The following is a 24,915-nucleotide window of genomic DNA, read 5'->3' as shown; positions in this document are numbered from 1 at the left end:
CATTTAAGGGCGATAATGCGGGGATGTTGTGCGCTGAATCGTGACAATTTGTGTAACTATACAACAAAAAATTCTTTTGCCCTGCGAAAAAATGATGTAGAGTTACAGATGTAGGGTACAGAGGTAAGATGTTCTATCTTTCAGACCTTTTACTTCACGTAATCGGATTTGGCTGTATATTAGCCGCCCCAGTCATTTATTGACTGGGGCGTTTTTTATTGGGTTTTTGCTGGCAGGATGGATAAGTTTGATGGGCCGAGAGACAGCCCTTGCGGGCTGCTTTAGTCATTACTCACCTTCGTCGTCATACTCATCAATCATGACTTCTGGTGGAATTTCGCTAAACCAGGTATCCAGTTTTTCCCGTAACTTATCAACGCCAATCTTTTTCAATGATGAGAAAGCTTCAACCTGAATATCACCCATAAATGGAATGATTGCTTCCCGCACCATGTTCAGTTGGGCTTTACGCGCACCTGAAGCCAGCTTATCCGCTTTGGTCAGTAATAAAAGAACCGGAGTTCCTACGGCTACTGCCCAAGTGATCATCTGCTGATCCAAATCTTTTAGCGGATGACGAATATCCATCAACACAACTAATCCTTTCAGACAGTTACGCTTCTGTAAATACTCCCCTAATGCGCGCTGCCACTTGAGTTTCATCTCTTCCGGAACTTCGGCATAGCCATATCCCGGTAAGTCGACCAAACGTACACCCTCAACCACTTCAAATAAGTTAATCAGCTGAGTACGGCCCGGCGTTTTACTGGTTCTGGCCAAGCTTTTCTGGTTGGTCAACGTATTGAGGGCGCTTGATTTGCCTGCATTCGAGCGACCAGCAAATGCCACTTCAATACCTTCATCACGCGGCAGATGGCGAATATCCGGAGCACTGATGACGAAGTGCGTCATGTGATAGTTATAATTTCTGATAGTCAAAATTTGTCGTCTCCGTGAGAGATAGCTTACATGGAGCGATTATAACTGCATCAGGCCGAAAAAAGGGGGTTTATCTTTATCCCCTTGGTACTTGAAGCTACAGAGGGGCTAACGAATCTCTTTTCTTGCTTTTTCCGGTGCAATTCCAATTTTTGTGAGTTGGCGGTCATTGTAGATAAGATTAATGGCTTATCATTTATCAACTGTTAAGAAAAACTTTATTAAATATGCGCTATTATTATCAACGGTTGGTTTTTTTCGTAATGTTTTTTCGAATAAAAACAAACGACTGATTACGTTTTCAACAGTGCGGGATGTACTGGCAAGGAGCTTAATCACTCAGGAAGAGTGGCTTATGCTTAAGGAATGTAATGGATATACTGTGAGCCAAGGATGATATAGGGAGCTTATTTAAACGGATGTTTATGGACACAGGCCGGAGTGCTGGGTGAGTCGCCTTCAAGGTTGGAGGGATGGCAAGGATAGCGTATTGCAGAAGGGAGAAACCGGGATGTTATCTAAGTGCAGGGAATGCGCTGTAAGGATATCCTTCCGCAGAAGGTGCGAAAAAAGGCGACAGGTTAATCTGCCGCCTTTTTTCTTTCTCTGCTTTCTGCTAGATTCCGGCCCAATCCTATACCCAATAAATTTCAAGATGCAGGAAGGCGACAAGTTGAGGGATTCTCGATGAACTTACCTAGGTAAGTGATTTGGGTGATTGCGCGTCGCTAACACTTATGCAACTTGAAAGATGACGGGTATATACTCAATCCAATCCCATACTCATTTAAGAGCACAGGTTATGAAGCAGCCAAGTAAAGCACCACGCACCAATAGCGGAGCCCCAAAAGGCACCGCGACGCCAAAGCGTCATAAAAAGACCCGTGTAGAGCTTGATATAGAAGCACGCGAACGTAAGCGCCAGAAGAGACACAGTGGCAATCGCTCTGGTGCAAGAACCAATGTGGAAGGCGGTAATAAAAAGGGTCAGACTCAAACTCAAGAGAAAGATCCACGGATTGGCAGTAAAGTGCCGGTGCCTTTGGTGATGGATAGCAAAGTAAAAGCTAAGCCAGCCACTAAGCCGGTAGCTAAAGTCGAAGCCAAGCCACGTCTGACGCCAGAAGAAGAGCTGACTAAGCTGGAAAACGACGAACGTCTGGATGCATTACTGGATCGTCTGGATAACGACGAAGTATTGAGCAAAGAAGACCAAGCTTATGTTGATCTGACCTTAGACCGTATCGATGCCCTGATGGAACAATTGGGTATTGAACTGGGTGATGAAGATGACGAAGAGAAAGAAGAAAAGCAGGAAGACATTCTAAAATTACTGAAGAGTGGTAATCCAAAAGACGCATTTTAAAGTATGAAGTGGGTGATCCCGACAATAGCCCTACTACTTACATGTTATCTATTGTGGTTATTGGGTAAACTATGGCGGCTGTCGCAACGTAGATCACGATTGCGCAGCGCTACTGCGGCCAGACAACGAAAACATCTGCCCTCTAACCGGCCCGGTAAGCGAAAATATCGGAAGGAATGAACATGTCTGAGCACGCTATAGTTTGGGATCTGTCCCTGATTCAAAAATATAATTATTCAGGGCCGCGTTACACTTCGTACCCCACTGCGCTTGAGTTTAGTGAAGATTACAATGAATCTGCTTTTCAGCAGGCGGTGAAACGTTATCCGCAGCGCCCTTTGTCGCTGTACGTGCATATCCCGTTTTGCCATAAGCTTTGTTACTTCTGTGGTTGCAATAAGCTAGTGACGCGCCAGCAACATAAAGCTGATGAATATCTGGCGGTCTTGGAAAAAGAGATCCGCCAGCGGGCAGCGCTGTTCGCCGGGCGTCAGGTTAGCCAGATGCATTGGGGCGGCGGCACGCCAACCTATCTGAATAAAACGCAAATCACTCATTTGATGAATCTGTTGCGTGAAAACTTTGATTTTCTGCCCGGTGCGGAGCAGTCAATTGAAGTCGACCCACGGGAAATTGAGTTGGATGTCCTTGACCATCTTCGTGCTGAAGGCTTTAACCGCCTGAGCATGGGGGTGCAGGATTTCAATAAAGAGGTGCAACGGCTGGTTAATCGTGAGCAAGATGAAGACTTTATCTTTGCGCTCATTGCCCGCGCCAAAGCCTTAGGTTTTAACTCCACCAATATTGATTTGATTTATGGTTTGCCAAAGCAGACACCTGAAAGCTTTGCTTTTACCCTCAAACGGGTGGCCGAACTCAGCCCTGATCGTCTGAGTGTTTTCAATTATGCCCATTTGCCGAGCCTGTTTGCCGCGCAGCGTAAAATTAAAGATGCTGATTTACCCAGTGCCGAACAGCGGCTGGATATTTTGCAGCACACCATCAGCTTCTTAACTGAGTCCGGCTATCAGTTTATTGGCATGGATCACTTTGCCCGGCCAGATGATGAATTAGCGGTTGCTCAGCGTGACGGTAAATTGCATCGTAATTTCCAGGGCTATACCACCCAAGGTGAGAGCGACTTACTCGGGTTGGGCGTCTCAGCCATCAGTATGCTGGGTGACAGTTATGCTCAGAATGAAAAAGATTTAAAAACCTATTATTCGGTGGTCGAGCAGCGTGGCAATGCATTATGGCGTGGCCTGACCATGACCGAGGATGACTGCTTGCGTCGTGACGTGATTAAAACACTGATTTGTAATTTCCAAATTAGTTATCAGCCGATTGAACAGCATTATGGTATTCGTTTTGCGGATTATTTTGCCGAAGATTTTGAGCTGCTAGCGCCGTTTGAACAAGATGGGCTGGTGGAGCGGGATGACAAAGGTATTCGCGTGACACCGCGTGGGCGCTTACTCATTCGTAATATTTGTATGTGTTTCGATATTTATTTACGTAAACAGGCTCGCCGGCAGCAGTTCTCCCGCGTGATCTAATGATGTTCAACGGCTATACCTGCCATCTTTCAAAATGGCGGATATCGCCGCTGAGGGGCATTTAAAGTCAGAGCCGCGCGATTCTCAGCTACTCCATTCCCAACTCTTTCAACTTACGCGTTAATGTATTGCGGCCCCAGCCCAATAGACGCGCAGCTTCCTGCTTGTGCCCTTGAGTGTGGCGTAATGCGGTAGTTAACAGCGTGCGCTCCATCTCCGGTTGTGCCTCTGACAACAAATCCTGATGGCCAGAACGTAGCGCACGATCAGCCCATTGTGCCAGCAGCGTTGACCAGTTATCTGGCATCCGCTGACCAGAAGCATCTGGCGTACTGGTTTCAAATAACTCAGAAGGTAAATCCTGAACCAGTACTTCCTGCCCGGCAGCCATCACTGTCAGCCAGCGACAGGTATTTTCCAATTGGCGCACGTTACCTTGCCAAGGCAGGCGAGTCAGCGCGACTTCAGTTTCAGGATGCAGATTTTTGGCTTCCACCCCCAGTTCTTTCGCCGCCACTTGCAGGAAGTAGCGGGCTAGACGCGGAATATCTTCACGACGTTCGCGCAGGGGAGGTAAATGGACCCGAATCACATTGAGTCGGTGGAATAAATCCTCACGGAATTTACCTTCCTGAACGCGCTGCTCTAGATTCTGATGGGTCGCCGCAATGATGCGCACATCCACTTTAACTGGAGCATAGCCCCCAACTCGATAAAACTGGCCATCAGCCAACACGCGCAACAGGCGGGTTTGCACATCCAGCGGCATATCGCCGATTTCATCTAAAAACAGAGTGCCACCATCGGCTTGTTCAAAGCGGCCCTGACGCACCTGATTGGCACCGGTAAAAGCCCCTTTTTCGTGGCCGAACAGTTCTGACTCAATTAAGTCTTTTGGGATTGCCGCCATATTCAGCGCAATGAAAGGCGCTTTAGCGCGAGGGCTATGGCGGTGTAAGGCATGGGCGACCAGCTCTTTACCGGTACCGGATTCACCATTAATCAGCACACTGATAGAGGAGCGCGACAAGCGGCCAATGATGCGGAATACATCCTGCATCGCCGGAGCCTCACCGATGATATCGGCGGTCGGGCCACTGGCGGGTTGAGTACGCGCAGGTTGTTGCTGTTCTTGATAATGACTGATAGCCCGTTCAACCAGCGCTACGGCCTCATCAATATCAAAAGGTTTTGGCAGATAATCAAATGCCCCTTGCTGATAGGCGCTAACTGCGGCGTCTAAATCAGAATGCGCGGTCATTATGATGACCGGAAGCATTGGGTGGCGCTGCTTAATCTGTTTCAGCAGGGCCAATCCATCCATGCCAGGCATGCGGATATCTGATAACAACACATCCGGGGTTTGCGTCGCTAAAGCATCCAACACCTGATTACCTGAATCGAATGTCGCACAGTTTAGACCTGCTCCAGTCAGCGCGCGCTCAAGCACCCAGCGGATGGAGCTATCGTCATCGACGATCCAGACTATCCCTCGTTGCATAGAAACCTCACTGGCGAATAGGCAGGTAAACCGAGAATTCGGTATGTCCCGGCCAACTGTTAAATTCAATTTTACCCGAATGCTGATCGATAAGATTGCGGGCAATAGATAAGCCAAGCCCAGTACCACCCTCACGGCCACTTACCATCGGATAGAACAGGGTATCTTGTAATTGCGTTGGCACGCCTGGGCCATCATCTTGAATATCAATTCGGGCCGCCAAACGATAGCGCATGCCATGCAGTGTTATCTGAAATGCCGTACGGGTACGAAGCGTGATAGTGCCACCGGCCTCACCCAAAGCTTGTAATGCATTGCGGGTGATATTCAGCAGCACTTGTTCAATTTGGTCTGGGTCATGAGCCAGCTCAGGTAAGCTTGGGTCATAGTCACGGATTAACGTCACGTTATCCGGTTTTTCCAGAGAGACTAGTTGGCAAACGCGTTCAGCAACCTGATGGATGCTTTGTGTAACATGCTGACCGGGCCGCTGTGGGCCTAATAAACGGTCAACCAAATTACGTAAGCGGTCAGCTTGCTCAATAATTACTTTGGTATATTCCAGCAAGGCTGGATCGGGCAAGGCTTTTGACAATAATTGTGCAGCGCCGCGCAAGCCACCCAGCGGGTTCTTAATCTCATGCGCTAATCCCCGTACCAAATCACGAGCGGCAACTTGTTGTGCATGCTGCAATTGCTCTTGGCTGAGCCGACGTTGGTTATCCATCGGTGCCATTTCCAGCAAAATAAAACCTTCCGGTAGTGACTGTGCGGTCAGCGATAAAATATGCGCCCGACCATCAACGACTAATGTCACTTCGTTATCGGTGAAACCTTGCCCCGATTCCAGACTTTCCCTCATAAGAGCAATATTAAGGGAAAAATAGCCTAATAATTCAGGTAGGGGTGTACCAAAAAGTTTACGCGAGCTTTGCGCCAGAAGTTGCTGGGCTGCGGGATTGGCATAATGAATAGCCAGTGAGTCATCCAATAGCAGAATGCTATTAATGAGAGAATTGAGGATCTGCCCAGCATCGGGCAGCGTGCCTGTTGCCATCATGCAGACTCCTGCACACTCTTGGTGCATTTATACCCATAGATGGGTACATCCTATTGATTCAACCTCAGTTGAGCCAGAGGAATTGTGACAAAAAATGAAAGGTGGAGAAAAAAGCCCATCGTGAGATGGGCCAAAAGTTTCCACGGCAACAAAAAAAACGACTAATTAAAATTAAACGCTGTAATACAGTTCAAACTCGACTGGGTGCGGAGTCATGCGTACGCGGTCCATCTCTTCTTTACGCAGGTCGATGTAAGCATCGATAGCGTCGTCAGTGAACACGCCACCACGGGTCAAGAACTCACGGTCTTCGCTCAGTGCAACCAGTGCTTCGTCCAGGGAGCCTGCAACTTTTGGAATTTCAGCTTCTTCTTCCGGTGGCAGGTCATACAGGTTTTTGTCCATCGCATCACCAGGGTGAATCTTGTTGATGATGCCATCAAGGCCAGCCATCAGCAGTGCTGCGAAGCACAGGTATGGGTTAGCCGCTGGGTCCGGGAAGCGCGCTTCGATACGACGGGCTTTCGGGCTGGCAACCACTGGGATACGGATTGAAGCTGAACGGTTACGGGCTGAGTAAGCCAGCATGACCGGTGCTTCGTAGCCTGGGACCAAACGCTTGTAGGAGTTAGTCGTTGGGTTAGCCAAGGCATTAATTGCTTTAGCGTGCTTGATGATACCGCCGATGTAGAACAGCGCCATTTCAGACAGGCCAGCGTATTTGTCGCCTGCGAACAGGTTGGTACCATTTTTGGACAAGGACATATGGCAGTGCATGCCTGAGCCGTTGTCACCAAACATTGGTTTTGGCATAAAGGTCGCAGTTTTACCAAATGCGTGTGCCACGTTGTGCACCACATATTTGTAAATCTGAATTTCGTCAGCTTTCTTGGTCATGGTATTGAAGCGAGTTGCCACTTCGTTCTGACCCGCGGTAGCAACTTCATGGTGATGCGCTTCAACTACCAAGCCCATTTCTTCCATGGTCAGACACATGGTAGAACGCAGATCCTGTGAAGAATCGACCGGAGGAACTGGGAAGTAACCGCCTTTTACTGCTGGACGGTGGCCTTTGTTGCCGCCTTCGTATTTGGTGCTGGAGTTCCATGCGCCTTCGATATCATCGATAGAGACGTGGGAGCCACGAATGCTGCTACCAAAACGAACGTCGTCGAACAGGAAGAATTCTGGCTCTGGCCCGAACAGGACGGTATCCGCGATGCCAGAAGATTTCAGGAAGTCTTCCGCACGTTTGGAGATAGAACGCGGGTCGCGGTCATAGCCTTGCATGGTGCCTGGCTCAAGGATGTCACAACGGATAATCAGTGTGGAATCTTCGAAGAACGGATCCATAACAGCGGTGCTGGCATCTGGCATCAGTACCATGTCGGATTCGTTAATGCCTTTCCAGCCACCAATCGAGGAGCCATCAAACATTTTGCCTTCTTCGAAGAAGTCAGCGTTGACCTGATGAGCTGGGATAGTGATGTGCTGTTCTTTCCCTTTAGTATCGGTGAAGCGCAAATCAACGAATTTTACTTCGTGCTCATTCAGCATCGTCAAAACATGTTCAGCGGACATACTTATATCTCCCGGATTTGTCATAGTCGTCGTCGTGGAACGATTACCGTGTATTACTAAGGTTTATGGTGTTCTGGCATTTTTGCCGGTAAAAATTTCTTATTTCAATAACCTGTAACTGCAAAAAACCTTTTTACCTGCAAGGATGCGCCACTCAAAACAGCAAACTTGTGACTTTTTATTTCGGACTGTTATTCGTGCTGGCTATTCATGCTAAAATACATTGCGAAATCTATGCCAACTTTCCAAATCCCCCGGTTATGCCATATCATAGGGGTCTGCTGATATTCAGTATGCACCAGGATAGTCATATTGCACTATTTTGGTGCTTCATTTGCGCCGTTGGGCACTGTATTGGTGCAGAAAGGGGCCGAGAGGCTATTTTTGCACCGTGAAAGGGATCACAAACTAACCGCCGTTAGGTTGTTTATAAGAGAAGTTTGTGATCTTGTTTAGTCCCTCGCTTAATACGTGTACAATAGCGCGCTATTTCTAAATGCCTGAGGCAAAAAAGCTGTGATCGAGAATCTGCGTAACATCGCCATTATTGCGCACGTTGACCATGGGAAAACTACCCTGGTTGATAAGTTGCTACAACAATCTGGTACTTTCGGTGAACGTACTGAAGCAACTGAACGTGTAATGGACTCCAACGATTTGGAGAAAGAGCGTGGGATAACCATCCTCGCAAAAAATACCGCCATTAATTGGAAAGACTACCGCATCAACATCGTGGATACCCCAGGACACGCCGATTTCGGCGGTGAGGTTGAGCGTGTAATGTCTATGGTTGACTCTGTGCTGCTAGTCGTCGATGCAATGGATGGCCCGATGCCGCAGACCCGTTTCGTGACCAAAAAAGCTTTTGCTAATGGTCTGAAACCAATCGTGGTAATCAACAAAGTTGACCGTCCGGGCGCGCGTCCTGACTGGGTTGTGGATCAGGTATTCGACCTGTTCGTCAATCTGGATGCAACTGATGAACAACTGGACTTCCCAATCATTTATGCTTCTGCATTGTTGGGTATTGCCGGTGAAGACCACAACAATATGGCGGAAGACATGACTCCGCTGTATCAAGCTATCGTTGACCACGTGTCTGCGCCACAAGTTGAGCTTGAAGCACCATTCCAGATGCAGATCTCTCAGCTGGATTACAACAACTATGTTGGTGTTATCGGCATCGGTCGTATCAAGCGCGGTAAAGTTAAGCCAAACCAGCAAGTGACTATCATTGATAGCGAAGGCAAAACGCGTAACGGTAAAGTCGGTAAAGTTCTGACTCATATGGGTCTGGAGCGTATCGAAGCCACTGTTGCTGAAGCTGGCGATATCGTTGCAATCACCGGTTTGGGTGAGTTGAACATCTCTGACACTGTGTGTGACGTGAACGCTGTTGAAGCGCTGCCAGCACTGTCTGTTGATGAACCAACCGTGACCATGTATTTCTGCGTTAACACCTCTCCGTTCTGTGGTAAAGAAGGTAAGTATGTGACTTCACGTCAGATTCTTGACCGTCTGAACAAAGAGTTGGTTCATAACGTAGCATTGCGTGTTGAAGAAACTGAAGATTCTGATGCTTTCCGTGTTTCAGGTCGTGGTGAGCTTCACCTGTCGGTTCTGATCGAAAACATGCGTCGCGAAGGTTTCGAGCTGGCTGTATCTCGTCCTAAAGTTATCAACCGTGTTATCGACGGTCGCAATCAAGAACCATTTGAAAGCGTAACTTTGGATATCGAAGAGCAGCACCAGGGCGCAGTAATGCAAGCCATGGGTGAGCGTAAAGGTGACGTGAAGGACATGGTTCCAGACGGCAAAGGTCGTATTCGTCTGGATTATATGATCCCAAGCCGTGGCTTGATTGGCTTCCGTACTGAATTCATGACCATGACTTCTGGTACTGGCCTGCTGTACTCCACATTCAGTCACTATGATGATGTGCGTCCAGGCGATATCGGCCAACGTCAAAACGGCGTACTGATCTCTAACGGTCAGGGTAAAGCTGTTGCGTTCGCATTGTTCAAACTGCAAGACCGCGGCAAGCTGTTCATCGGTCATGGTACTGAAGTGTATGAAGGCCAGATTATCGGTATTCACTCACGTTCTAACGACCTGACTGTAAACTGCTTGACGGGTAAGCAACTGACCAACATGCGTGCATCGGGTACTGACGAAGCTACCACTCTGGTTCCTTTCCTGAAGAAAACTCTGGAACAGGCTCTGGAATTCATCGATGACGATGAATTGGTAGAAGTTACCCCGCTGTCGATTCGTATCCGTAAACGTCATTTGACGGAAAACGATCGTAAGCGTGCAGGTCGTGGTCCTAAAGAAGCTTAATTCTTCTTTGTTCTGCTGATACTTAGGGCGCTTGCCGCGCCCTGAGTTCTTTATCCCCTTCGTTCTTGAAATTGCTGCTGTATTAGTGGCGTTCAATCACCTGAATCACTGACTTGAGTGCGCTCATCGGGACTCCTTTCTTGCTGCCTTGCCGCAACTCCAATGTCTTTGGGGATACTTTCTTTTTTCATCAGGGTAAAAAATTATTTTTTCTGACTGACCCCTCCTTTTTCTTCCTCTCTCTGTTCAGTTTTCTCTTTTCCCGTTACAGTGAAACTCACCATCTAATTGGGAGAGCGCCATGCTGTATATCTTTGATCTAGGGAATGTGATTGTTGATATCGACTTCAAACGTGTGTTGGGCGTCTGGAGTAAATTAAGCAGTGTACCTTTGGCTACACTGAGTGAGCGTTTTACGATGGGAGAGGTCTTCCAGCAGCATGAGCGCGGCGAAATCAGCGATGAAGACTTTGCCCGCCAACTCAGTGATGAGATGGGGCTGTCTTTAAGTTTTGAACAGTTCGCCGAGGGTTGGCAGGCCGTGTTTGTCGCTTTACGCCCAGAAGTGATTGCGATAATGCAAAGGTTGCGTCAGGAAGGGCATCGGGTGGTGGTGCTATCCAATACTAATCGGCTGCACTGCAATCATTGGCCACAGCACTATCCTGAAGTTGCCGCTGCTGCTGACCATATGTATTTGTCTCAGGACTTGGGAATGCGCAAGCCAGAGGCCCGAATTTATCAACATGTGCTGAGTGCAGAAAATATTCCGGCGGAACAAGCTGTGTTCTTTGATGATGTTGAAGCAAACATTGTCGCGGCCAGAATCGAAGGCATTACTGCAATCCATGTCACTGACCGAAAGGTTATCCCTGCTTATTTTTCCTGATAAGTTCTTACTCTAATCATTAATGGGTTAGCCTTAAGTTGCTAACCCTTATCACACTGGCCTTAAAATTGTGCCTAACTGTGTTGACTGAGAGATGAACATGGCGAGTTTTCTGCGATCTCCACCGTTTAAACCCTGCGTCACCTTTGGGCGCATGCTCTATACCCGGATTGATAAAGACGGGTTAACAATGCTGGCCGGGCATTTGGCCTATGTATCATTGCTGTCTCTGGTGCCATTGATCACGGTGATTTTTGCTCTATTTGCTGCATTTCCGATGTTCGCGGACATCAGCATAAAATTGAAAGCCTTCATATTTGCCAATTTTATGCCAGCTACCGGCGACATTATCCAAAACTATCTGGAGCAGTTTGTCGCGAACTCAAACCGGATGACCGTGGTGGGCACCTGCGGTTTGATTGTCACGGCGCTCTTGCTGATTTACTCCGTAGACTCGGTACTCAACATTATTTGGCGCAGTAAAACCCAGCGCTCACTGGTATTTTCATTTGCGGTTTATTGGATGGTTCTCACCCTTGGCCCCATTCTGGTGGGGGCCAGTATGGTTATCAGCTCATATCTGCTGTCGCTACAGTGGCTGGCAAATGCCCAAGTAGATAGCATGATTGATGAGGTATTACGGCTATTTCCGTTACTGATTTCCTGGGTTTCATTTTGGTTACTGTACAGTGTGGTGCCAACGGTAAGGGTGCCAGCCAGAGATGCCGTCATCGGTGCGCTGGTCGCTGCACTGCTTTTTGAGTTAGGTAAGAAAGGATTCACGATGTATATCACGCTGTTTCCCTCTTATCAGTTGATTTATGGGGTGCTGGCCGTTATCCCCATTTTATTCCTCTGGGTTTACTGGAGTTGGTGCATTGTTTTACTGGGGGCAGAAATTACGGTCACCTTGGGTGAATATCGTGCGCAGCGCCATATCGCCAGCACCGAGGAAAACCAGAGTCAGGAGATGTAAGGCATTATGATTGCGTTGATTCAACGGGCGCTTAGCGCCAATGTCGTGGTCGATGGGAATGTTGTGGGTGAGATTGGCCCCGGGCTGTTGATATTACTCGGTGTGGAACAAGGGGATAGCGAGCAAAAAGCACAGCGTTTGTGTGAGCGGGTGCTGGGGTACCGGATTTTTGGTGATGAGAACGACAAAATGAACCTCAACGTTCAGCAGGCTGGGGGCAGTGTGCTGGTGGTTTCGCAGTTCACATTGGTTGCTGATACTCAAAAGGGCATGAGACCGAGCTTTTCTCGTGGGGCAGTTCCCGCAGAAGCTGACCGGCTTTATCAGTATTTTGTTGCCCAGTGTCGTGAGCGTGGTGTAAAAACTGAAACGGGGTTATTTGCAGCAGATATGAAAGTCAGCCTGGTGAACGATGGCCCAGTGACTTTTTGGTTGCAAGTTTAGATAGCGAATATTGCCTCAGGATTGAGGGCTATGACATAGATTTTATTGATAATTTTAAAGAGAGAATGCTCCTATGTATCACTTGCGTGTGCCCATAACAGAACAAGAACTCAAAGATTATTATCAATTCCGTTGGGAAATGTTACGCAAGCCGTTGCACCAACCGGTTGGTTCTGAAAAAGATGCTTACGACGCGATGGCCCACCATCAAATGGTCGTGGATGAGCAAGGCAAGCCTGTGGCTATTGGTCGGCTATATATTAATGCTGATAATGAGGCCGCGATTCGTTTTCTAGCGGTAGACCCGTCAGTTCGCGCTAAAGGCTTAGGGACGCTGGTGGCAATGACGTTAGAGTCGGTTGCGCGTCAAGAAGGCGTCAAGCGGGTCGTCTGTAGTGCTCGTGAAGATGCCGTCGACTTCTTTGCCAAGCTGGGTTTTGTGAGTCAGGGAGAAATAACCGCCCCGCAAACCACCCCTGTACGCCACTTCTTAATGATCAAACCGGTGGTGACCATGGATGATATCCTGCATCGCCCCGATTGGTGCGGCCAGCTGCAGCAAGCTTGGTATGATCATATTCCGCTCAGTGAAAAGATGGGAGTGCGCATCAGCCAGTACACTGGCCAACGATTTGTCACGACCATGCCGGAAGCCGGTAATCAGAATCCTCATCATACCTTATTCGCTGGCAGCCTCTTCTCGCTGGCGACCCTGACAGGCTGGGGGCTGATTTGGTTGTTACTGCGTGAGCGCCATCTGGGCGGCACGATTATCCTTGCTGATGCCCACATTCGCTATAGTGCACCGGTTACCGGGCGACCAAGAGCCGTTGCTGAGTTAAGTTCTCTGAGTGGCGATCTGGACAGGTTGGCGCGCGGCCGTCGCGCCAGGGTGCAATTAGACGTAAATTTATTCGGTGATGAAGATGCAGGTGCTGTATTTTCTGGGACTTACATGGTTCTGCCCGTCGACGCTGGGAATGATGGGGTTAACTGATTTTTATACAAGCCCGTTTACTGATAACAGATAAGCGGGTATTTAGTTCCCATCTGTCACTGTACTATTAAACAGAGTTCTGTCTGGGCTCTGAGTATAATATCAGCCTAATGTTTATTTTCCGTATTAGACTAAATAAAAAATACGAAATCATTGAGAAATATACTCGAGCAATTTTTTATAAAATGGGGCATAACAACGGGACATTTTTGACTATACAACAGAATAGCTATCATAGAATCCACGCGTTTTTCATTAGAATACAGTTTAATAAATCAGAATGTTTTATTTCTTAAACTTCCATGCAATAAGAACTCCACTATTTAATTTTATAAGGGAAGTTTTCAATTAATCTTTTTAAAATAATATATACAACAGTCTAAAGAGTAAATAGAGTAAATAATACACTAGACGGAAGAGTGAGTTCGTTATTTAATGATGCAATGTTTGTTGTTAATTGCGGCTCGATGTTAATTATTAAAACCTAATGATTATTATATTAATTGCTATTATAAGGCATAGGAGTAAATAAGATGAACAAAGACTGGCATAGACAAGAGATTTTGGCTGAAATAAGGAAGAAAAAAGGTTCTCTTTCTGCTTTATCAAGAGAAAGCGGGCTTTCACCTGGAACGTTATCTAATGCACTGACCCGTCCGTGGCCAAAAGGAGAAATGATTATTGCGCAAGCTATTGGGATATCCCCTCAAGAGATATGGCCCAGCAGATTTATAGATTATAGCGGGTGTACCATCATTAGAAGGATAAGGAAAAACTAAATCCAGGAGGGAAACATAATGGAAAAATCACTGTTAGACTCATTTAAAATGTTAATCCCCTTTTGGGAAAATAGCTCCGAAGCTTGGGGGGTAAAAGATAACAAATCAATATTTATCTACGCAAACGATAGATTTGGTGAGTTACTAGGTTTGCCGGATAAATATAATGTAGAAGGGCGATTAGACGGGGAGCTTCCGGCTCCCACCGCGGAGTTTCAGGCTGAGTTTCAAGAGCATGATCGTCAGGCGATACTGTCACAAGAGCGCGCTACAACGGTTGAAATACATGCCTTTGAACGACGTTCTTATTTTCAACCTTACTTTTGCGATAAATACCCATTAATAGATGAAGATGGCATGGCGCAAGGGCTTATTTTTCATGCCAGACCAGTGCAAGATATAATATTAACACATTTAAATAAAATAAAAGTCCCGACATCATTGATATTCACTCCGCCATCTGAGTCATTTTCTAAAAGGGAGTGGGAAGTACTATTTTATATTTTGCATTCATTCTCAAGTAGTGAGATTGCTAAGAAACTTCATCTTTCATCACGAACTGTCTGTAATATTACTCAAAAAATATATAGTAAAGCTGGAGTTACCAGTAAACGCCAGATCGTGGAATATTGTTATGAGAAAAAAATCAATAACTATGTTCCGCAAAGTTTCTTTGAATATTCTGGGTCTTTTCCACTGATGTAAGATAAGGGTTAATTACAATAAAGAGGAAATGGTGATGGATAAAACACTATTCAAATCACTAAGATTATTAATACCATTTTGGGAGCGTAGTTCAGAACCTTGGGGCGCAAGGGATAACCAATCAAGATTTATCTATGCAAACCCTAGGTATCATAAATTATTGGCTCTACCTAATAAGTACAGCCTGGAAGGACGAGTCGATGGTGATGTTCCTTCACCCACCGCAGAATTTCAGATTGAGTGGCAGGAACATGACCGACAAGTGGAACTATTACAAGATCGGGTCACAACAGTTGAAATACATACATGGGATGGACATTCACATTTTCAGCCCTATTTCAGTGAGAAATATCCATTAATAGATGAGAATGGGGTCTCTCAGGGGGTTATTTTTCACGGTAGGCCAGTAAATGACTTCATGTCAACCCGCTTAACTAAAATAAAAATACCCACATCACTGATATTCACCCCACCATCTGATTTGTTCACCAAAAGAGAGTGGGAGGTGCTATTTTATATTTTACATGCATTTTCAAGTAATGAAATTGCTGAAAAACTTCATCTCTCACGACGAACGGTGAATAATGTCATCCAGAATATATATAGAAAATCCGATGTTGCCAGCAAAAAACAGGTTATAGAATATTGCTATGAAAACAAGATCCATAATTATGTTCCGCAAAGTTTCTTTGAATATTCTGGGTCTTTTCCACTGATGTAAGATAAGGGTTAATTTAGGAGAGAAACAGAGATGGATAAATCACTGACAAACTCACTAGAGACATTAATACGATTTTGGGAAAATAGTTCTGATCCGTGGGGGATAAGAGATAATCAATCGAGATTTATTTATTCCAATAAAGAGAACAATAAATTAATGGGATTACCTGATAAGTATAATGTGGAGGGCTGTTTAGATGGTGAACTTCCAACACTAATATCAGATTTTCAAGCTGAATTTCAAGCACATGATCGTAAAGTTGAGTTATCACAGGATCGGATAACCTCTGCTGAAATACATAAGTGGTACAGGCGATCTTATTTTCAGCCTAAATTTTGTGATAAGTATCCATTAATAGATGAAAATGGTATTTCTCAAGGGGTTATTTTCCATGTAAGGCCAGTGGAAGACATAATACTAACCCATTTAAATAAAATAAAAGTGCCAACATCACTGATATTCACCCCACCATCTGATTTGTTCACCAAAAGAGAGTGGGAGGTACTATTTTATATTTTACATGCATTTTCAAGTGGTGAAATTGCTAAAACGCTCCATTTATCATCACGAACGATCAACAATGTTATTCAGAGTATATATAGAAAATCCGGTGTTACCAGCAAAAAACAGGTTATAGAATATTGCTATGAAAACAAGATCCATAATTATATCCCTCAAAGTTTTTTTGACTATTCTGGGTCTTTTCCACTGATGTAAGATAAGGATTAATTAAAATAAAGAGGAAATGGTGATGGATAAAACACTATTCAAATCACTAAGATTATTAATACCATTTTGGGAGCGTAGTTCAGAGCCTTGGGCTGTAAAAGATCGTCAATCAAGATTTGTTTATGCGAATCTCCGAGTGAATAAATTATTTAATTTATCAGATAAATATAATTTAGAGGGGAGACTCGACGGTGAAGTCCCCACACCTGCGGCTGAATTTCAGGAGGAATTTCAGAGGCAAGATAGTAAAGTAGTGTTACTGCAAGATCGCGTCACATCCGTTGATATACAGTTATATGATGGAGTTTCATATTTCACACCTTATTTCTGTGATAAATTTCCATTAATAGATGAAAACGGTGTGTGTCAAGGCGTTATTTGGCATGGTAGCCCTGTGACAGAGACAATATTATCTCGTTTAAATAAAATAAAAGTTCCCACATCCCTCATGTTTACTCCACCATCTGATTTATTTACCAAAAGAGAGTGGGAGGTGCTTTTTTATATTTTGCATGCATTTTCAAGCGGTGAGATTGCTAAAAGGCTCCAATTATCATTGGGGACTGTGAACAATGTTATCCAAAAGATCTACAGTAAAGCTGGCGTGACGAACAGGCGGCAAGCCGTAGAGTATTGCTATGAAAACAAAATCGATAACTATGTTCCTCAAAGCTTCTTTGAATACTCAGGGTCTTTTCCACTTATGTAGAATCTTTTATGCCGATTACGTTCGCTATTTCCCGTAATCGGCGGCTTTATTCAATCCAATGTGGAAATCAGTCAAACAGAGACTCTGTAAGCCTCTTTATTGCCCCGTAACGCCGTGCACCTCACCATGCTGTATAGTTTGGTTAACTTGCTGCCCGTGGCTGTCAGTTGCTTGCAGAGAGCCGCTAACGGTAGATTTTAATGCGGTATCTGCTGCCAGGCTGCCTTTTATCTGTAATTTCAGGTTACCCAATCCTTGCAAGGGTAATGCTGGCCAGCCCCAGTTTTGTAAGAGATTGAGATCAACAGAGCGGCCGGTCAGAGCCAGAGATAAGGCCCGAGCGGGTGTTTGGTCAATACTAGCGGTGGCCTCCAATAACCCCTCTTTAGTAAAAGCACTTAAATCACTAAATGTAATTTGTTGCTCATTAGCACTCAGAGCGAGCGATGGGCGACGAACATCATTTTTATTAAAGGTCGCATTACCGGCATTCAACATTAATGAGCCAGACCACACTCCCCACTGATGATTTTTTGCCAGCAGTAAGTTAGTCCCTGCGGCATCCAGCGACGTAATCTGGAATGGAAAGTCTGGGCTAATATCAATCAGCAAGTTACGGTTCGCATTTAACTTGCCGACATACACTTCTGACAACCAGTGAGGCAGTGTTTGTTGCCATTGCTGTTTCCAATCGGCAGGTAAGGTATAAACCAGCGCCACCAGAGTCAGCTCATCCAGTTGTAAACGACCAGTATCGCGCGCCCAGTTGCCTTGAGTTCTTAATAGGCCATCTTGCCAACGAGTTGAAAACTGGCTAATGGCAACGCCTGTGGGCGATAAGGTGAATGTCGCGATCGGATCGATAAGATGAATATTACCTTTAATAATATCGCCAGCATTGAAGGACAATTCCCCGTCATCACTTTGCCAGTCACCTTGCTTAAACGTGATATTTCTTAGTGTCAGATCTAAATCATTAAAGGCCCAGTTTTTCCCTTCAACACGCGCATCAATTAAATCAAAGCGTTTCAATGTAATAGGGGGAAGCTGCAAAAAGGTATTCCAGACATCTTCTAGTGTTGCTGGTGTTTGCAGGCGAATATTGCTCAAGCGCATGCGGTCAACTAACCAACTGCCGTCAGCGGATTGACTAGCATTACCCGTGAGTTCACCTTGCGCGATATCAGCACCGAAATTATTCAGCGTAAGTGCATTTTTCTGTATTGAGCCTTGCAGATAAAGTTTCTGGGCAGTGATGCCATTAATGGTCAACGAACCTGCACTAAACTGAAATTGGGCATTTTCACCCAGACTATTGCCCGGCAATGGCTGCCAAGGGACCAAGCCACCATTGACTTGCTGACCGGTAACTTTCCACTGACCCGCGGTACTTTTGGGCTCAATCGTCGTATTCAGCGCCATATTGGTTAGCTGTAAGGTATCGGCCTGTAAAGGTAATGGCGAAGTGCTGTTGTTGAGGGTTAAGTTACCATTTTGCAGCGTTAGGCTGAGAAGATGGCGCGGCTCTGTCAGTTGCCGCCAACTTAGACCAAACAGCGCCTGCTGGGCGATAAGAAATGGCGGCTGATTGGCGCGGCCCAGAGTGACATCAGTAAAGCTGATTTGCCCGGGCTGTGACCATGAGTGATCTATTTTCCCCAGAGAGAGGCGATATTCGCTGTTATCACTGACCCAACGGCTTAACCAGCCGGCAGCCCAACTGGTCTGAAGCAATACGTAGCACAGCACTACAGACAGCACCAGCAGCAATAATAACGTTAGCAGCACTTTCCCGAGAAATTTCATCCGGTTTTTCCACGCCTATCGGTATACGGAACCCTGTTTATGCCGCAAATTGTCCCTTAGCTCAATAGACAATCAGTTATCGGAGCATAAAAAAATGGCCGGTATCGTTTACGACCGGCCATTTTTGTGACGTGTTAGCGAAAAGATTATTTTTCTTGTGGGAAGAGGAGGTTAAGTACGATGGCTGTAATACCACCGGCTGCAATCCCAGAAGAAAGTAACGTTTTCACCCAATCAGGTGCAAATTGCAGAATCAATGGCTGCTGTGCCACACCCATGCCGACTGCCAATGATAAAGCCATAATCATAATTGCGCGGCGATTGAGAGTTTCACGTGACACGATACGCACGCCGGAGGCAGCAATGGTGCCGAACATCACGAGGGTTGCCCCACCTAGAACAGGTTCAGGGATGTGTTGCACGAATCCAGCCACCGCTGGGAACAGACCCAGAACAATTAGCATCAGCGCCACAACAAAACCGACATAACGGCTGGCAACACCGGTCAACTGGATTACGCCATTGTTCTGACCGAAACAAGAGTTAGGGAAGGTGTTGAACACCGCTGATAACATTGAGTTCAAGCCATTCGCCAACACGCCGCCCTTTAGGCGTTTCATGTACAGTGGGCCATGAACGGGCTGTTCTGACACATCTGAAGTTGCCGTGATATCGCCAATGGTTTCAAGCGAAGTGACCATAAAGATAAGCATCAACGGCACCAGCAGATTCCAGTCAAAAGACAAACCATAGTAAAGCGGCGTTGGAATAGTAATCAGGGCGGTATCGACGACTGGGCGGCTTTCCGGCAGCATGCCGAGCGTCCAAGCCAGCAAGTAACCCACAGCCATGGCGATAACCAAAGACGCGACGCGCAGATAGGGGTTGCGCTGGCGGTTGAGTAAAATAATGACTAACAGTACTGAACCGGCTAATAACAGGTTTTTCGGTGAGCCAAAGGTATGGTCGCTCATTGCGCCATAACCACCGCCAATAGATGTCAGTCCAACCTGAATCAATGATAGCCCGATAATCATCACCACAATACCGGATACCAGTGGTGTAATAATGCGGCGCGCCAGATGCAGGAAGCGGGAAAGTATGATTTCAGTACAGGATGCAACCATCAAGGTACCGAACAGTGCCGCCATCATGGTAGGGATATCCGCCCCACCATTTTTCAGCGCCAGTCCACCCATAATCAGTGGAGAAACAAAGTTAAAACTGGTGCCCTGAATTGATAACAGGCCGGAGCCGACCGGCCCCCACGTTTTAATTTGCAGCAGTGATGCCAAACCAGATGCAAACAGCGACATGCTAATAATGCGTTGGGTATCTTCCGCCGGTAATCCCAGTGCCTGACAAATCAACAGGCCAGGGGTTATTACCGCAACAAACATGGCCAGTAAGTGTTGGCATGCAGCAAATAGTGTTTGGGCGATGGGTGGGCGGTCTTCTAAACGATAAATGAGTTCGCTGGGGCGAGTTGTTGCCTGCTGTGGGGCATCAAGTTCGGCGGATTGCGTAGACATGGAGTGGCATTCCCGGATCGGCAAAGAGGGCATTTTAATGATCCGCCTCACAAAAGCAATCGGTTGCGCCGTATTTTTTTAAATATTCTTATCGGGCGCTCATTCATGTTTTTCTATCACTAACCTTGTAATTAGCGGCATTTTTTTTTCTAATCCCCCTCTAACTGCTTTGGCGTTTATTAAGGAAATGTCTAACGTCATATTTTTACTCGATATTTTAATCGCATGGAGTACCAAGATGTTTCATCTCGATACCTATGGCACGCTAGTCGCGGCCTGTCTGGTTTTATTGTTAGGCCGAAAGCTGGTAAAAACTGTCCCTTTTCTCAAAAAGTACACCATACCTGAGCCTGTAGCTGGTGGGTTATTGGTGGCTGTTATGTTGCTACTGATGCAAAAGACCCTTGGTTGGGAAATCAGTTTTGATATGTCACTAAAAGACCCGTTGATGATGGCATTCTTTGCCACTATCGGTCTGAACGCCAACTTGGCCAGTTTACGTGCTGGTGGCAAGGCTCTGAGTATTTTCGTGTTTGTCGTCGTCGGTTTGCTACTGGTGCAGAACGCGATTGGCATTGCGCTCGCGAAATTAATGGGGCTAGACCCATTGATGGGACTATTAGCGGGTTCTATCACGCTCTCTGGTGGGCACGGTACTGGCGCTGCATGGAGTAAAGTATTTGTTGAGCGCTATGGCTTTGAAAATGCAACTGAAGTTGCCATGGCCTGTGCGACCTTTGGCTTAGTACTGGGTGGGTTGATTGGCGGGCCAGTCGCTCGTTATCTGGTCAAGCACTCTTCCACGCCAGACGGTACGCCAGAGGACAGCGAAGTGCCCTCCGCTTTTGAAAAGCCCTCTGCCGGCCGTATGATTACTTCATTGGTCTTGGTCGAAACCATCGCCATGATTGCTATTTGCCTGATGGCGGGCCAAGTTATTTCGGGTTGGCTGCAGGGCACGATGTTTGAACTGCCGACCTTTGTGTGTGTGTTATTCATCGGGGTTATCCTCAGTAATACACTGTCGGCGATAGGTTTCTACAAAGTCTTTGATCGCGCAGTATCAGTATTGGGTAACGTCAGCTTGTCATTGTTCTTGGCGATGGCCCTGATGAGTCTGAAACTGTGGGAGTTGGCATCGCTGGCATTACCAATGTTGGTTATTCTGTCGGTCCAGGCATTGGCGATGGCGCTGTACGCTATTTTTGTCACTTACCGGGTGATGGGCAAAAACTATGATGCGGCAGTACTGGCGGCAGGGCACTGTGGCTTTGGTTTAGGTGCGACGCCGACCGCTATTGCGAATATGCAGGCGATTACTGACCGTTTTGGCCCGTCACATTTAGCCTTCTTGGTGGTACCTATGGTTGGCGCGTTCTTCATTGATATCGTCAACGTGATCGTCATTAAGCTTTATCTGTTGCTGCCAATCTTCCCTGCAGTCGCAGGGTAATTGAAATTAAGGGCTGGTTTATAGGCCAGCCCTCAACATCAATAGATAAATACTTAAGCATTGGTATAGCGCGTTCGCTCAGGTAGCCAGCGCTCTATTAATGCCCGAGCATGTTCAGGATATTGCTGATGCAGGTGGCGGGCGACCCGCTGTACTTCAGGGATCATTGCCTGATCACGCAGCAAATCAGCCACTTTAAACTCGGCGCTCCCTGTCTGGCGTGTTCCCAATAATTCGCCAGGACCACGAATTTCCAAGTCTCGCTGAGCAATAACAAAGCCATCATTGCTATCACGTAATACTTGCAAGCGCATCTGGGCGGTTTTGCTCAGTGGCGTTTTGTAGAGCAGCACACAATGCGAAGCCACAGCTCCGCGACCAACACGGCCACGTAATTGGTGTAATTGCGCTAAACCCAGGCGTTCTGGGTTATCGATGATCATCAGACTGGCATTGGGGACATCAACCCCGACCTCTATCACTGTGGTGGCAACCAATAACTGCAATTCGCCCTGTTTAAAGGCTTGCATAACCGCCTGTTTTTCTGGGCCTTTCATGCGCCCATGAACCAAACCAACTTTGATTTCTGGCAGCGCAATTTTTAATTCTTCGCAGGTGACTTCGGCGGCCTGAGCCTCCAACAATTCAGACTCTTCAATCAAGGTGCAAACCCAATAGGCTTGTCGCCCCTCTTCCAAACAGGCATTTTTGACTCGCTGGATAACATCGCTGCGGCGAGTATCAGGAATTGCCACTGTCGTGACGGGGGTTCTACCTGGGGGCAGTTCGTCAATTACCGAGGTATCAAGGTCAGCATAGGCGGTCATCGCCAAAGTTCGTGGAATCGGCGTCGCGGTCATAATTAACTGGTGCGGATGGAAGCCTTGCTCCTCGCCCTTTTCCCATAAAGCGAGCCGCTGATGAACACCAAAGCGATGCTGTTCATCAATAATCACCAGCGCCAGCCCAGAAAATTGTACTTGCTCCTGAAACATGGCGTGGGTGCCGACCACCATGGAAACTTGGCCACTGGCAACCGCCTCTTGTTGTGCCAACCGGGCTTTGCCTTTTTGTTTCCCAGCCAGCCAGCCGACCTCTAGACCTAATGGTTCAAGCCATTGACGGAAAGTATTCGCGTGTTGCTCGGCTAATAATTCAGTGGGAGCCATTAGCGCAACCTGCTTGCCATGGGCAATAGCCCGCAGGGCCGCCAGTGCGGCAACCAATGTTTTCCCTGATCCCACATCCCCTTGGATCAACCGCATCATGGGGAAGTTATGGGTCATATCTTGCTCAATTTCCGCCACCACCCGCTGTTGAGCACGGGTTGGCGTGAAAGGTAGTGCCGCCAGAAAACGTGGTTTAAGTTGCTCTTCAGCCAGCAGTGGTAGCGCCCGATAACTTTGCGCTCCCGCTCTGACCGCCAACATGCTGAGGTTATGGGCCAATAACTCTTCCATAATCAACCGCCGCTGGGCAGGGTGCTTGCCTTGCTCTAAATCGGCCAGTTGAATGTCAGCTGGTGGGCGATGCAGGGTATGAATAGCTTCTGGCAGGCTAATCAGAGAGCGGCTTAGTTCTATCGGTAATAACTCAGCAATAACACTGGAATCCAGCATTGCCAGCGCTTGATCGATAAGTTTTCGCAGGGTGGCCTGACGAATCCCCTCAGTGGTGGGATACACTGGCGTCAATGATTCCTGCAATTCAACACCAATATTCTCGCCATGTACCCGATATTCAGGGTGAATGATTTCCGGCCCAGTATTACCCCGTTTGGTTTCACCATAGGCAATAACATGCTTGCCCGGAGACAGGCTGTTTTTCATTGCAGCATTGAAGTTGAAAAAACGCAGGGTAAGGACACCGCTTCCGTCGGTGATTTGGCAGGTCATCATCCTCCGCCGACCAAAACTAATGTCGGAACGAATGACTTCGCCCTCAACCGTCACTGAAAGGCCGGGCAGCAGATCACCAATACGATAGAGCCGGGTGCGGTCCTCATAACGTAGTGGCAGGTGAAGCAACAGGTCTTGAATCGTCTCCAGACCCATTTTCGCCAGTTTCCCAGCCTGACTTGCGCCAACACCGGAAAGTGTACTGAGGGGTACGGCATCCAGCAGGCGGCCTTTCATTTAAGACTCCGTGGATTGCATGGCTGACCACCATTGCGCATCGGCAATAACCTGGCCTTGGTCATCAATATAAGGCTGGGGAAGCCCTTTACGTTTGGCTACTTGCGCCAATACCGGGTATCCACCTTCAAACAAGAGTCGCTGCTGCTCTTCTTGTGGCAAAACACTCTGCGCCCGCTGATACATACCTGCATTTTGCCGCTGTCGCTGCGCTTCATATAAAATCAGCGCAGAGGCGACCGAGACATTCAGTGATTGCACCATTCCGATCATCGGAATAATGATGTCCTGATCGGCCAATGCCAGTGCTTCTTGAGATATGCCGGTTTTTTCCTGCCCCATTAAAATACAGGTAGGGCGGGTGTAGTCGATTTCACGAAAATCGACAGCCTTATCAGATAGATGAGTCGCCAGTATTTGCATACCCTGCGATTTCAGATGGGTAATAGCATCAGCAATATGAGAATGTGTTTTGACCTGAACCCAACTGTTGCTTCCTGCGGCAGAAGAAAGTCGCGTGTACATTTGGGTAGTTGGCCAAATGGCATGTACTTGATGAATACCGACGGCATCAGCAGTACGAATAATCGCCGACACATTATGGGGTTTATGGACTTGCTCCAGACAGACCGTTAGATCCGGCTGCCTGGTGGCAAGCATTTCACAAATCCGCGCATAGCGTTGAGGATTCATAGGC

At 46.9% G+C, this 24,915-nt stretch carries 21 protein-coding genes and 1 pseudogene; 14 read left to right on the top strand and 8 right to left on the bottom strand.

Translation table 11 applies throughout. The features are described 5' to 3' along the window. Positions 1 to 128: 128 nt before the first annotated feature. Positions 129 to 173: pseudogene (gene spfP / locus N0H69_RS22360) on the top strand (small protein SpfP); the annotation flags it as partial. A gap of 115 nt (positions 174 to 288) precedes the next feature. Here the strand turns inward: spfP and yihA are convergent. Next, positions 289 to 939, bottom strand: a complete 651-nt coding sequence (gene yihA, locus N0H69_RS21835; RefSeq protein ID WP_032912141.1) for a ribosome biogenesis GTP-binding protein YihA/YsxC — start codon at positions 937 to 939, stop codon at positions 289 to 291. 802 nt (positions 940 to 1,741) lie between these two features. On the opposite strand from yihA, the gene yihI reads away from it, so the two are divergent. Then, positions 1,742 to 2,305, top strand: a complete 564-nt coding sequence (gene yihI, locus N0H69_RS21830; RefSeq protein WP_050123977.1) for a Der GTPase-activating protein YihI — start codon at positions 1,742 to 1,744, stop codon at positions 2,303 to 2,305. A gap of 182 nt (positions 2,306 to 2,487) precedes the next feature. Continuing rightward, complete coding sequence (gene hemN / locus N0H69_RS21825; RefSeq protein WP_050146986.1) at positions 2,488 to 3,861, top strand: oxygen-independent coproporphyrinogen III oxidase; 1,374 nt, start codon at positions 2,488 to 2,490, stop codon at positions 3,859 to 3,861. Between the two features lie 88 nt (positions 3,862 to 3,949). Here hemN and glnG read toward each other — a convergent pair whose 3' ends face one another. The 3 genes from glnG to glnA form a co-directional block, all read right to left on the bottom strand. Further along, entirely contained in the window at positions 3,950 to 5,362 is a 1,413-nt protein-coding gene (gene glnG / locus N0H69_RS21820) for a nitrogen regulation protein NR(I) (RefSeq protein WP_050110158.1), read from the bottom strand. 7 nt (positions 5,363 to 5,369) lie between these two features. Next, the gene (gene glnL, locus N0H69_RS21815; RefSeq protein ID WP_050135808.1) at positions 5,370 to 6,419 is read right to left on the bottom strand and encodes a nitrogen regulation protein NR(II); all 1,050 of its coding nucleotides are present in this window, start codon (positions 6,417 to 6,419) and stop codon (positions 5,370 to 5,372) included. A gap of 174 nt (positions 6,420 to 6,593) precedes the next feature. Further along, positions 6,594 to 8,003 carry a glutamate--ammonia ligase gene (glnA, locus tag N0H69_RS21810; protein WP_050110156.1) on the bottom strand — a complete coding sequence of 470 codons (1,410 nt, stop codon included), beginning with the start codon at positions 8,001 to 8,003 and terminating at the stop codon, positions 6,594 to 6,596. Positions 8,004 to 8,519: 516 nt separating this feature from the next. On the opposite strand from glnA, the gene typA reads away from it, so the two are divergent. The 10 genes from typA to N0H69_RS21760 all read left to right on the top strand — a co-directional run bounded on the left by typA (position 8,520) and on the right by N0H69_RS21760 (position 17,292). Next, positions 8,520 to 10,343, top strand: coding sequence for a ribosome-dependent GTPase TypA (gene typA, locus N0H69_RS21805; protein ID WP_050110154.1), 1,824 nt, complete (start codon positions 8,520 to 8,522; stop codon positions 10,341 to 10,343). 301 nt (positions 10,344 to 10,644) lie between these two features. Further along, positions 10,645 to 11,232 (top strand): glucose-1-phosphatase, encoded by a 588-nt coding sequence (gene yihX / locus N0H69_RS21800; RefSeq protein WP_050110153.1) that lies wholly within the window; start codon positions 10,645 to 10,647, stop codon positions 11,230 to 11,232. Between the two features lie 100 nt (positions 11,233 to 11,332). Further along, the gene (locus N0H69_RS21795; RefSeq protein WP_050110151.1) at positions 11,333 to 12,208 is read left to right on the top strand and encodes a virulence factor BrkB family protein; all 876 of its coding nucleotides are present in this window, start codon (positions 11,333 to 11,335) and stop codon (positions 12,206 to 12,208) included. Between the two features lie 6 nt (positions 12,209 to 12,214). Further along, positions 12,215 to 12,652, top strand: coding sequence for a D-aminoacyl-tRNA deacylase (gene dtd, locus N0H69_RS21790; protein ID WP_050152085.1), 438 nt, complete (start codon positions 12,215 to 12,217; stop codon positions 12,650 to 12,652). 73 nt (positions 12,653 to 12,725) lie between these two features. Further along, positions 12,726 to 13,649 carry a fatty acid biosynthesis protein FabY gene (fabY, locus tag N0H69_RS21785; protein ID WP_050110147.1) on the top strand — a complete coding sequence of 308 codons (924 nt, stop codon included), beginning with the start codon at positions 12,726 to 12,728 and terminating at the stop codon, positions 13,647 to 13,649. Positions 13,650 to 14,182: 533 nt separating this feature from the next. Beyond that, positions 14,183 to 14,428, top strand: a complete 246-nt coding sequence (locus tag N0H69_RS21780) for a helix-turn-helix domain-containing protein (protein WP_050110145.1) — start codon at positions 14,183 to 14,185, stop codon at positions 14,426 to 14,428. A gap of 18 nt (positions 14,429 to 14,446) precedes the next feature. Next, positions 14,447 to 15,133, top strand: coding sequence for a helix-turn-helix transcriptional regulator (locus tag N0H69_RS21775; protein ID WP_050152086.1), 687 nt, complete (start codon positions 14,447 to 14,449; stop codon positions 15,131 to 15,133). Between the two features lie 34 nt (positions 15,134 to 15,167). Next, positions 15,168 to 15,854 carry a helix-turn-helix transcriptional regulator gene (locus N0H69_RS21770; RefSeq protein ID WP_050152087.1) on the top strand — a complete coding sequence of 229 codons (687 nt, stop codon included), beginning with the start codon at positions 15,168 to 15,170 and terminating at the stop codon, positions 15,852 to 15,854. Between the two features lie 30 nt (positions 15,855 to 15,884). Continuing rightward, positions 15,885 to 16,571, top strand: coding sequence for a helix-turn-helix transcriptional regulator (locus tag N0H69_RS21765; protein ID WP_050152088.1), 687 nt, complete (start codon positions 15,885 to 15,887; stop codon positions 16,569 to 16,571). A gap of 34 nt (positions 16,572 to 16,605) precedes the next feature. Continuing rightward, entirely contained in the window at positions 16,606 to 17,292 is a 687-nt protein-coding gene (locus N0H69_RS21760; RefSeq protein WP_050123973.1) for a helix-turn-helix transcriptional regulator, read from the top strand. Positions 17,293 to 17,388: 96 nt separating this feature from the next. Here the strand turns inward: N0H69_RS21760 and N0H69_RS21755 are convergent, their stop codons facing one another. Beyond that, positions 17,389 to 19,098 carry an AsmA family protein gene (locus N0H69_RS21755; RefSeq protein ID WP_050152089.1) on the bottom strand — a complete coding sequence of 570 codons (1,710 nt, stop codon included), beginning with the start codon at positions 19,096 to 19,098 and terminating at the stop codon, positions 17,389 to 17,391. Positions 19,099 to 19,244: 146 nt separating this feature from the next. Continuing rightward, positions 19,245 to 20,630, bottom strand: coding sequence for a uracil-xanthine permease family protein (locus N0H69_RS21750; protein ID WP_050110140.1), 1,386 nt, complete (start codon positions 20,628 to 20,630; stop codon positions 19,245 to 19,247). 238 nt (positions 20,631 to 20,868) lie between these two features. On the opposite strand from N0H69_RS21750, the gene gltS reads away from it, so the two are divergent. Next, the gene (gltS, locus tag N0H69_RS21745; RefSeq protein ID WP_050123971.1) at positions 20,869 to 22,083 is read left to right on the top strand and encodes a sodium/glutamate symporter; all 1,215 of its coding nucleotides are present in this window, start codon (positions 20,869 to 20,871) and stop codon (positions 22,081 to 22,083) included. A gap of 53 nt (positions 22,084 to 22,136) precedes the next feature. Here the strand turns inward: gltS and recG are convergent, their stop codons facing one another. Both recG and trmH read right to left on the bottom strand, forming a co-directional pair. Next, entirely contained in the window at positions 22,137 to 24,218 is a 2,082-nt protein-coding gene (gene recG / locus N0H69_RS21740; protein WP_050152090.1) for an ATP-dependent DNA helicase RecG, read from the bottom strand. Next, a complete protein-coding gene (trmH, locus tag N0H69_RS21735) occupies positions 24,219 to 24,911 on the bottom strand; it encodes a tRNA (guanosine(18)-2'-O)-methyltransferase TrmH (RefSeq protein ID WP_050110137.1) in 693 nt (230 codons plus the stop codon). Between the last annotated feature and the right edge of the window lie 4 nt (positions 24,912 to 24,915).

Source organism: Yersinia alsatica (genome assembly GCF_025133195.1).
GTDB lineage: Bacteria > Pseudomonadota > Gammaproteobacteria > Enterobacterales > Enterobacteriaceae > Yersinia > Yersinia alsatica.
The sequence above is the reverse complement of the archived record's forward strand: the minus strand, read 5'-3'. Positions and strand labels throughout refer to the sequence as shown.

What these genes read in the sequence shown, in the direction of transcription:
- glnL (WP_050135808.1), bottom strand. Translation starts at nt 6,419, where the DNA reads ATGGCAACAGGCACGCTGCCCGATGCTGGGCAGATCCTCAATTCTCTC.
- N0H69_RS21750 (WP_050110140.1), bottom strand. Translation starts at nt 20,630, where the DNA reads ATGTCTACGCAATCCGCCGAACTTGATGCCCCACAGCAGGCAACAACT.
- glnG (WP_050110158.1), bottom strand. Translation starts at nt 5,362, where the DNA reads ATGCAACGAGGGATAGTCTGGATCGTCGATGACGATAGCTCCATCCGC.
- yihX (WP_050110153.1), top strand. Translation starts at nt 10,645, where the DNA reads ATGCTGTATATCTTTGATCTAGGGAATGTGATTGTTGATATCGACTTC.
- N0H69_RS21755 (WP_050152089.1), bottom strand. Translation starts at nt 19,098, where the DNA reads ATGAAATTTCTCGGGAAAGTGCTGCTAACGTTATTATTGCTGCTGGTG.
- N0H69_RS21795 (WP_050110151.1), top strand. Translation starts at nt 11,333, where the DNA reads ATGGCGAGTTTTCTGCGATCTCCACCGTTTAAACCCTGCGTCACCTTT.
- recG (WP_050152090.1), bottom strand. Translation starts at nt 24,218, where the DNA reads ATGAAAGGCCGCCTGCTGGATGCCGTACCCCTCAGTACACTTTCCGGT.
- hemN (WP_050146986.1), top strand. Translation starts at nt 2,488, where the DNA reads ATGTCTGAGCACGCTATAGTTTGGGATCTGTCCCTGATTCAAAAATAT.
- gltS (WP_050123971.1), top strand. Translation starts at nt 20,869, where the DNA reads ATGTTTCATCTCGATACCTATGGCACGCTAGTCGCGGCCTGTCTGGTT.
- N0H69_RS21765 (WP_050152088.1), top strand. Translation starts at nt 15,885, where the DNA reads ATGGATAAATCACTGACAAACTCACTAGAGACATTAATACGATTTTGG.
- fabY (WP_050110147.1), top strand. Translation starts at nt 12,726, where the DNA reads ATGTATCACTTGCGTGTGCCCATAACAGAACAAGAACTCAAAGATTAT.
- N0H69_RS21780 (WP_050110145.1), top strand. Translation starts at nt 14,183, where the DNA reads ATGAACAAAGACTGGCATAGACAAGAGATTTTGGCTGAAATAAGGAAG.
- glnA (WP_050110156.1), bottom strand. Translation starts at nt 8,003, where the DNA reads ATGTCCGCTGAACATGTTTTGACGATGCTGAATGAGCACGAAGTAAAA.
- dtd (WP_050152085.1), top strand. Translation starts at nt 12,215, where the DNA reads ATGATTGCGTTGATTCAACGGGCGCTTAGCGCCAATGTCGTGGTCGAT.
- yihI (WP_050123977.1), top strand. Translation starts at nt 1,742, where the DNA reads ATGAAGCAGCCAAGTAAAGCACCACGCACCAATAGCGGAGCCCCAAAA.
- trmH (WP_050110137.1), bottom strand. Translation starts at nt 24,911, where the DNA reads ATGAATCCTCAACGCTATGCGCGGATTTGTGAAATGCTTGCCACCAGG.
- N0H69_RS21760 (WP_050123973.1), top strand. Translation starts at nt 16,606, where the DNA reads ATGGATAAAACACTATTCAAATCACTAAGATTATTAATACCATTTTGG.
- N0H69_RS21775 (WP_050152086.1), top strand. Translation starts at nt 14,447, where the DNA reads ATGGAAAAATCACTGTTAGACTCATTTAAAATGTTAATCCCCTTTTGG.
- N0H69_RS21770 (WP_050152087.1), top strand. Translation starts at nt 15,168, where the DNA reads ATGGATAAAACACTATTCAAATCACTAAGATTATTAATACCATTTTGG.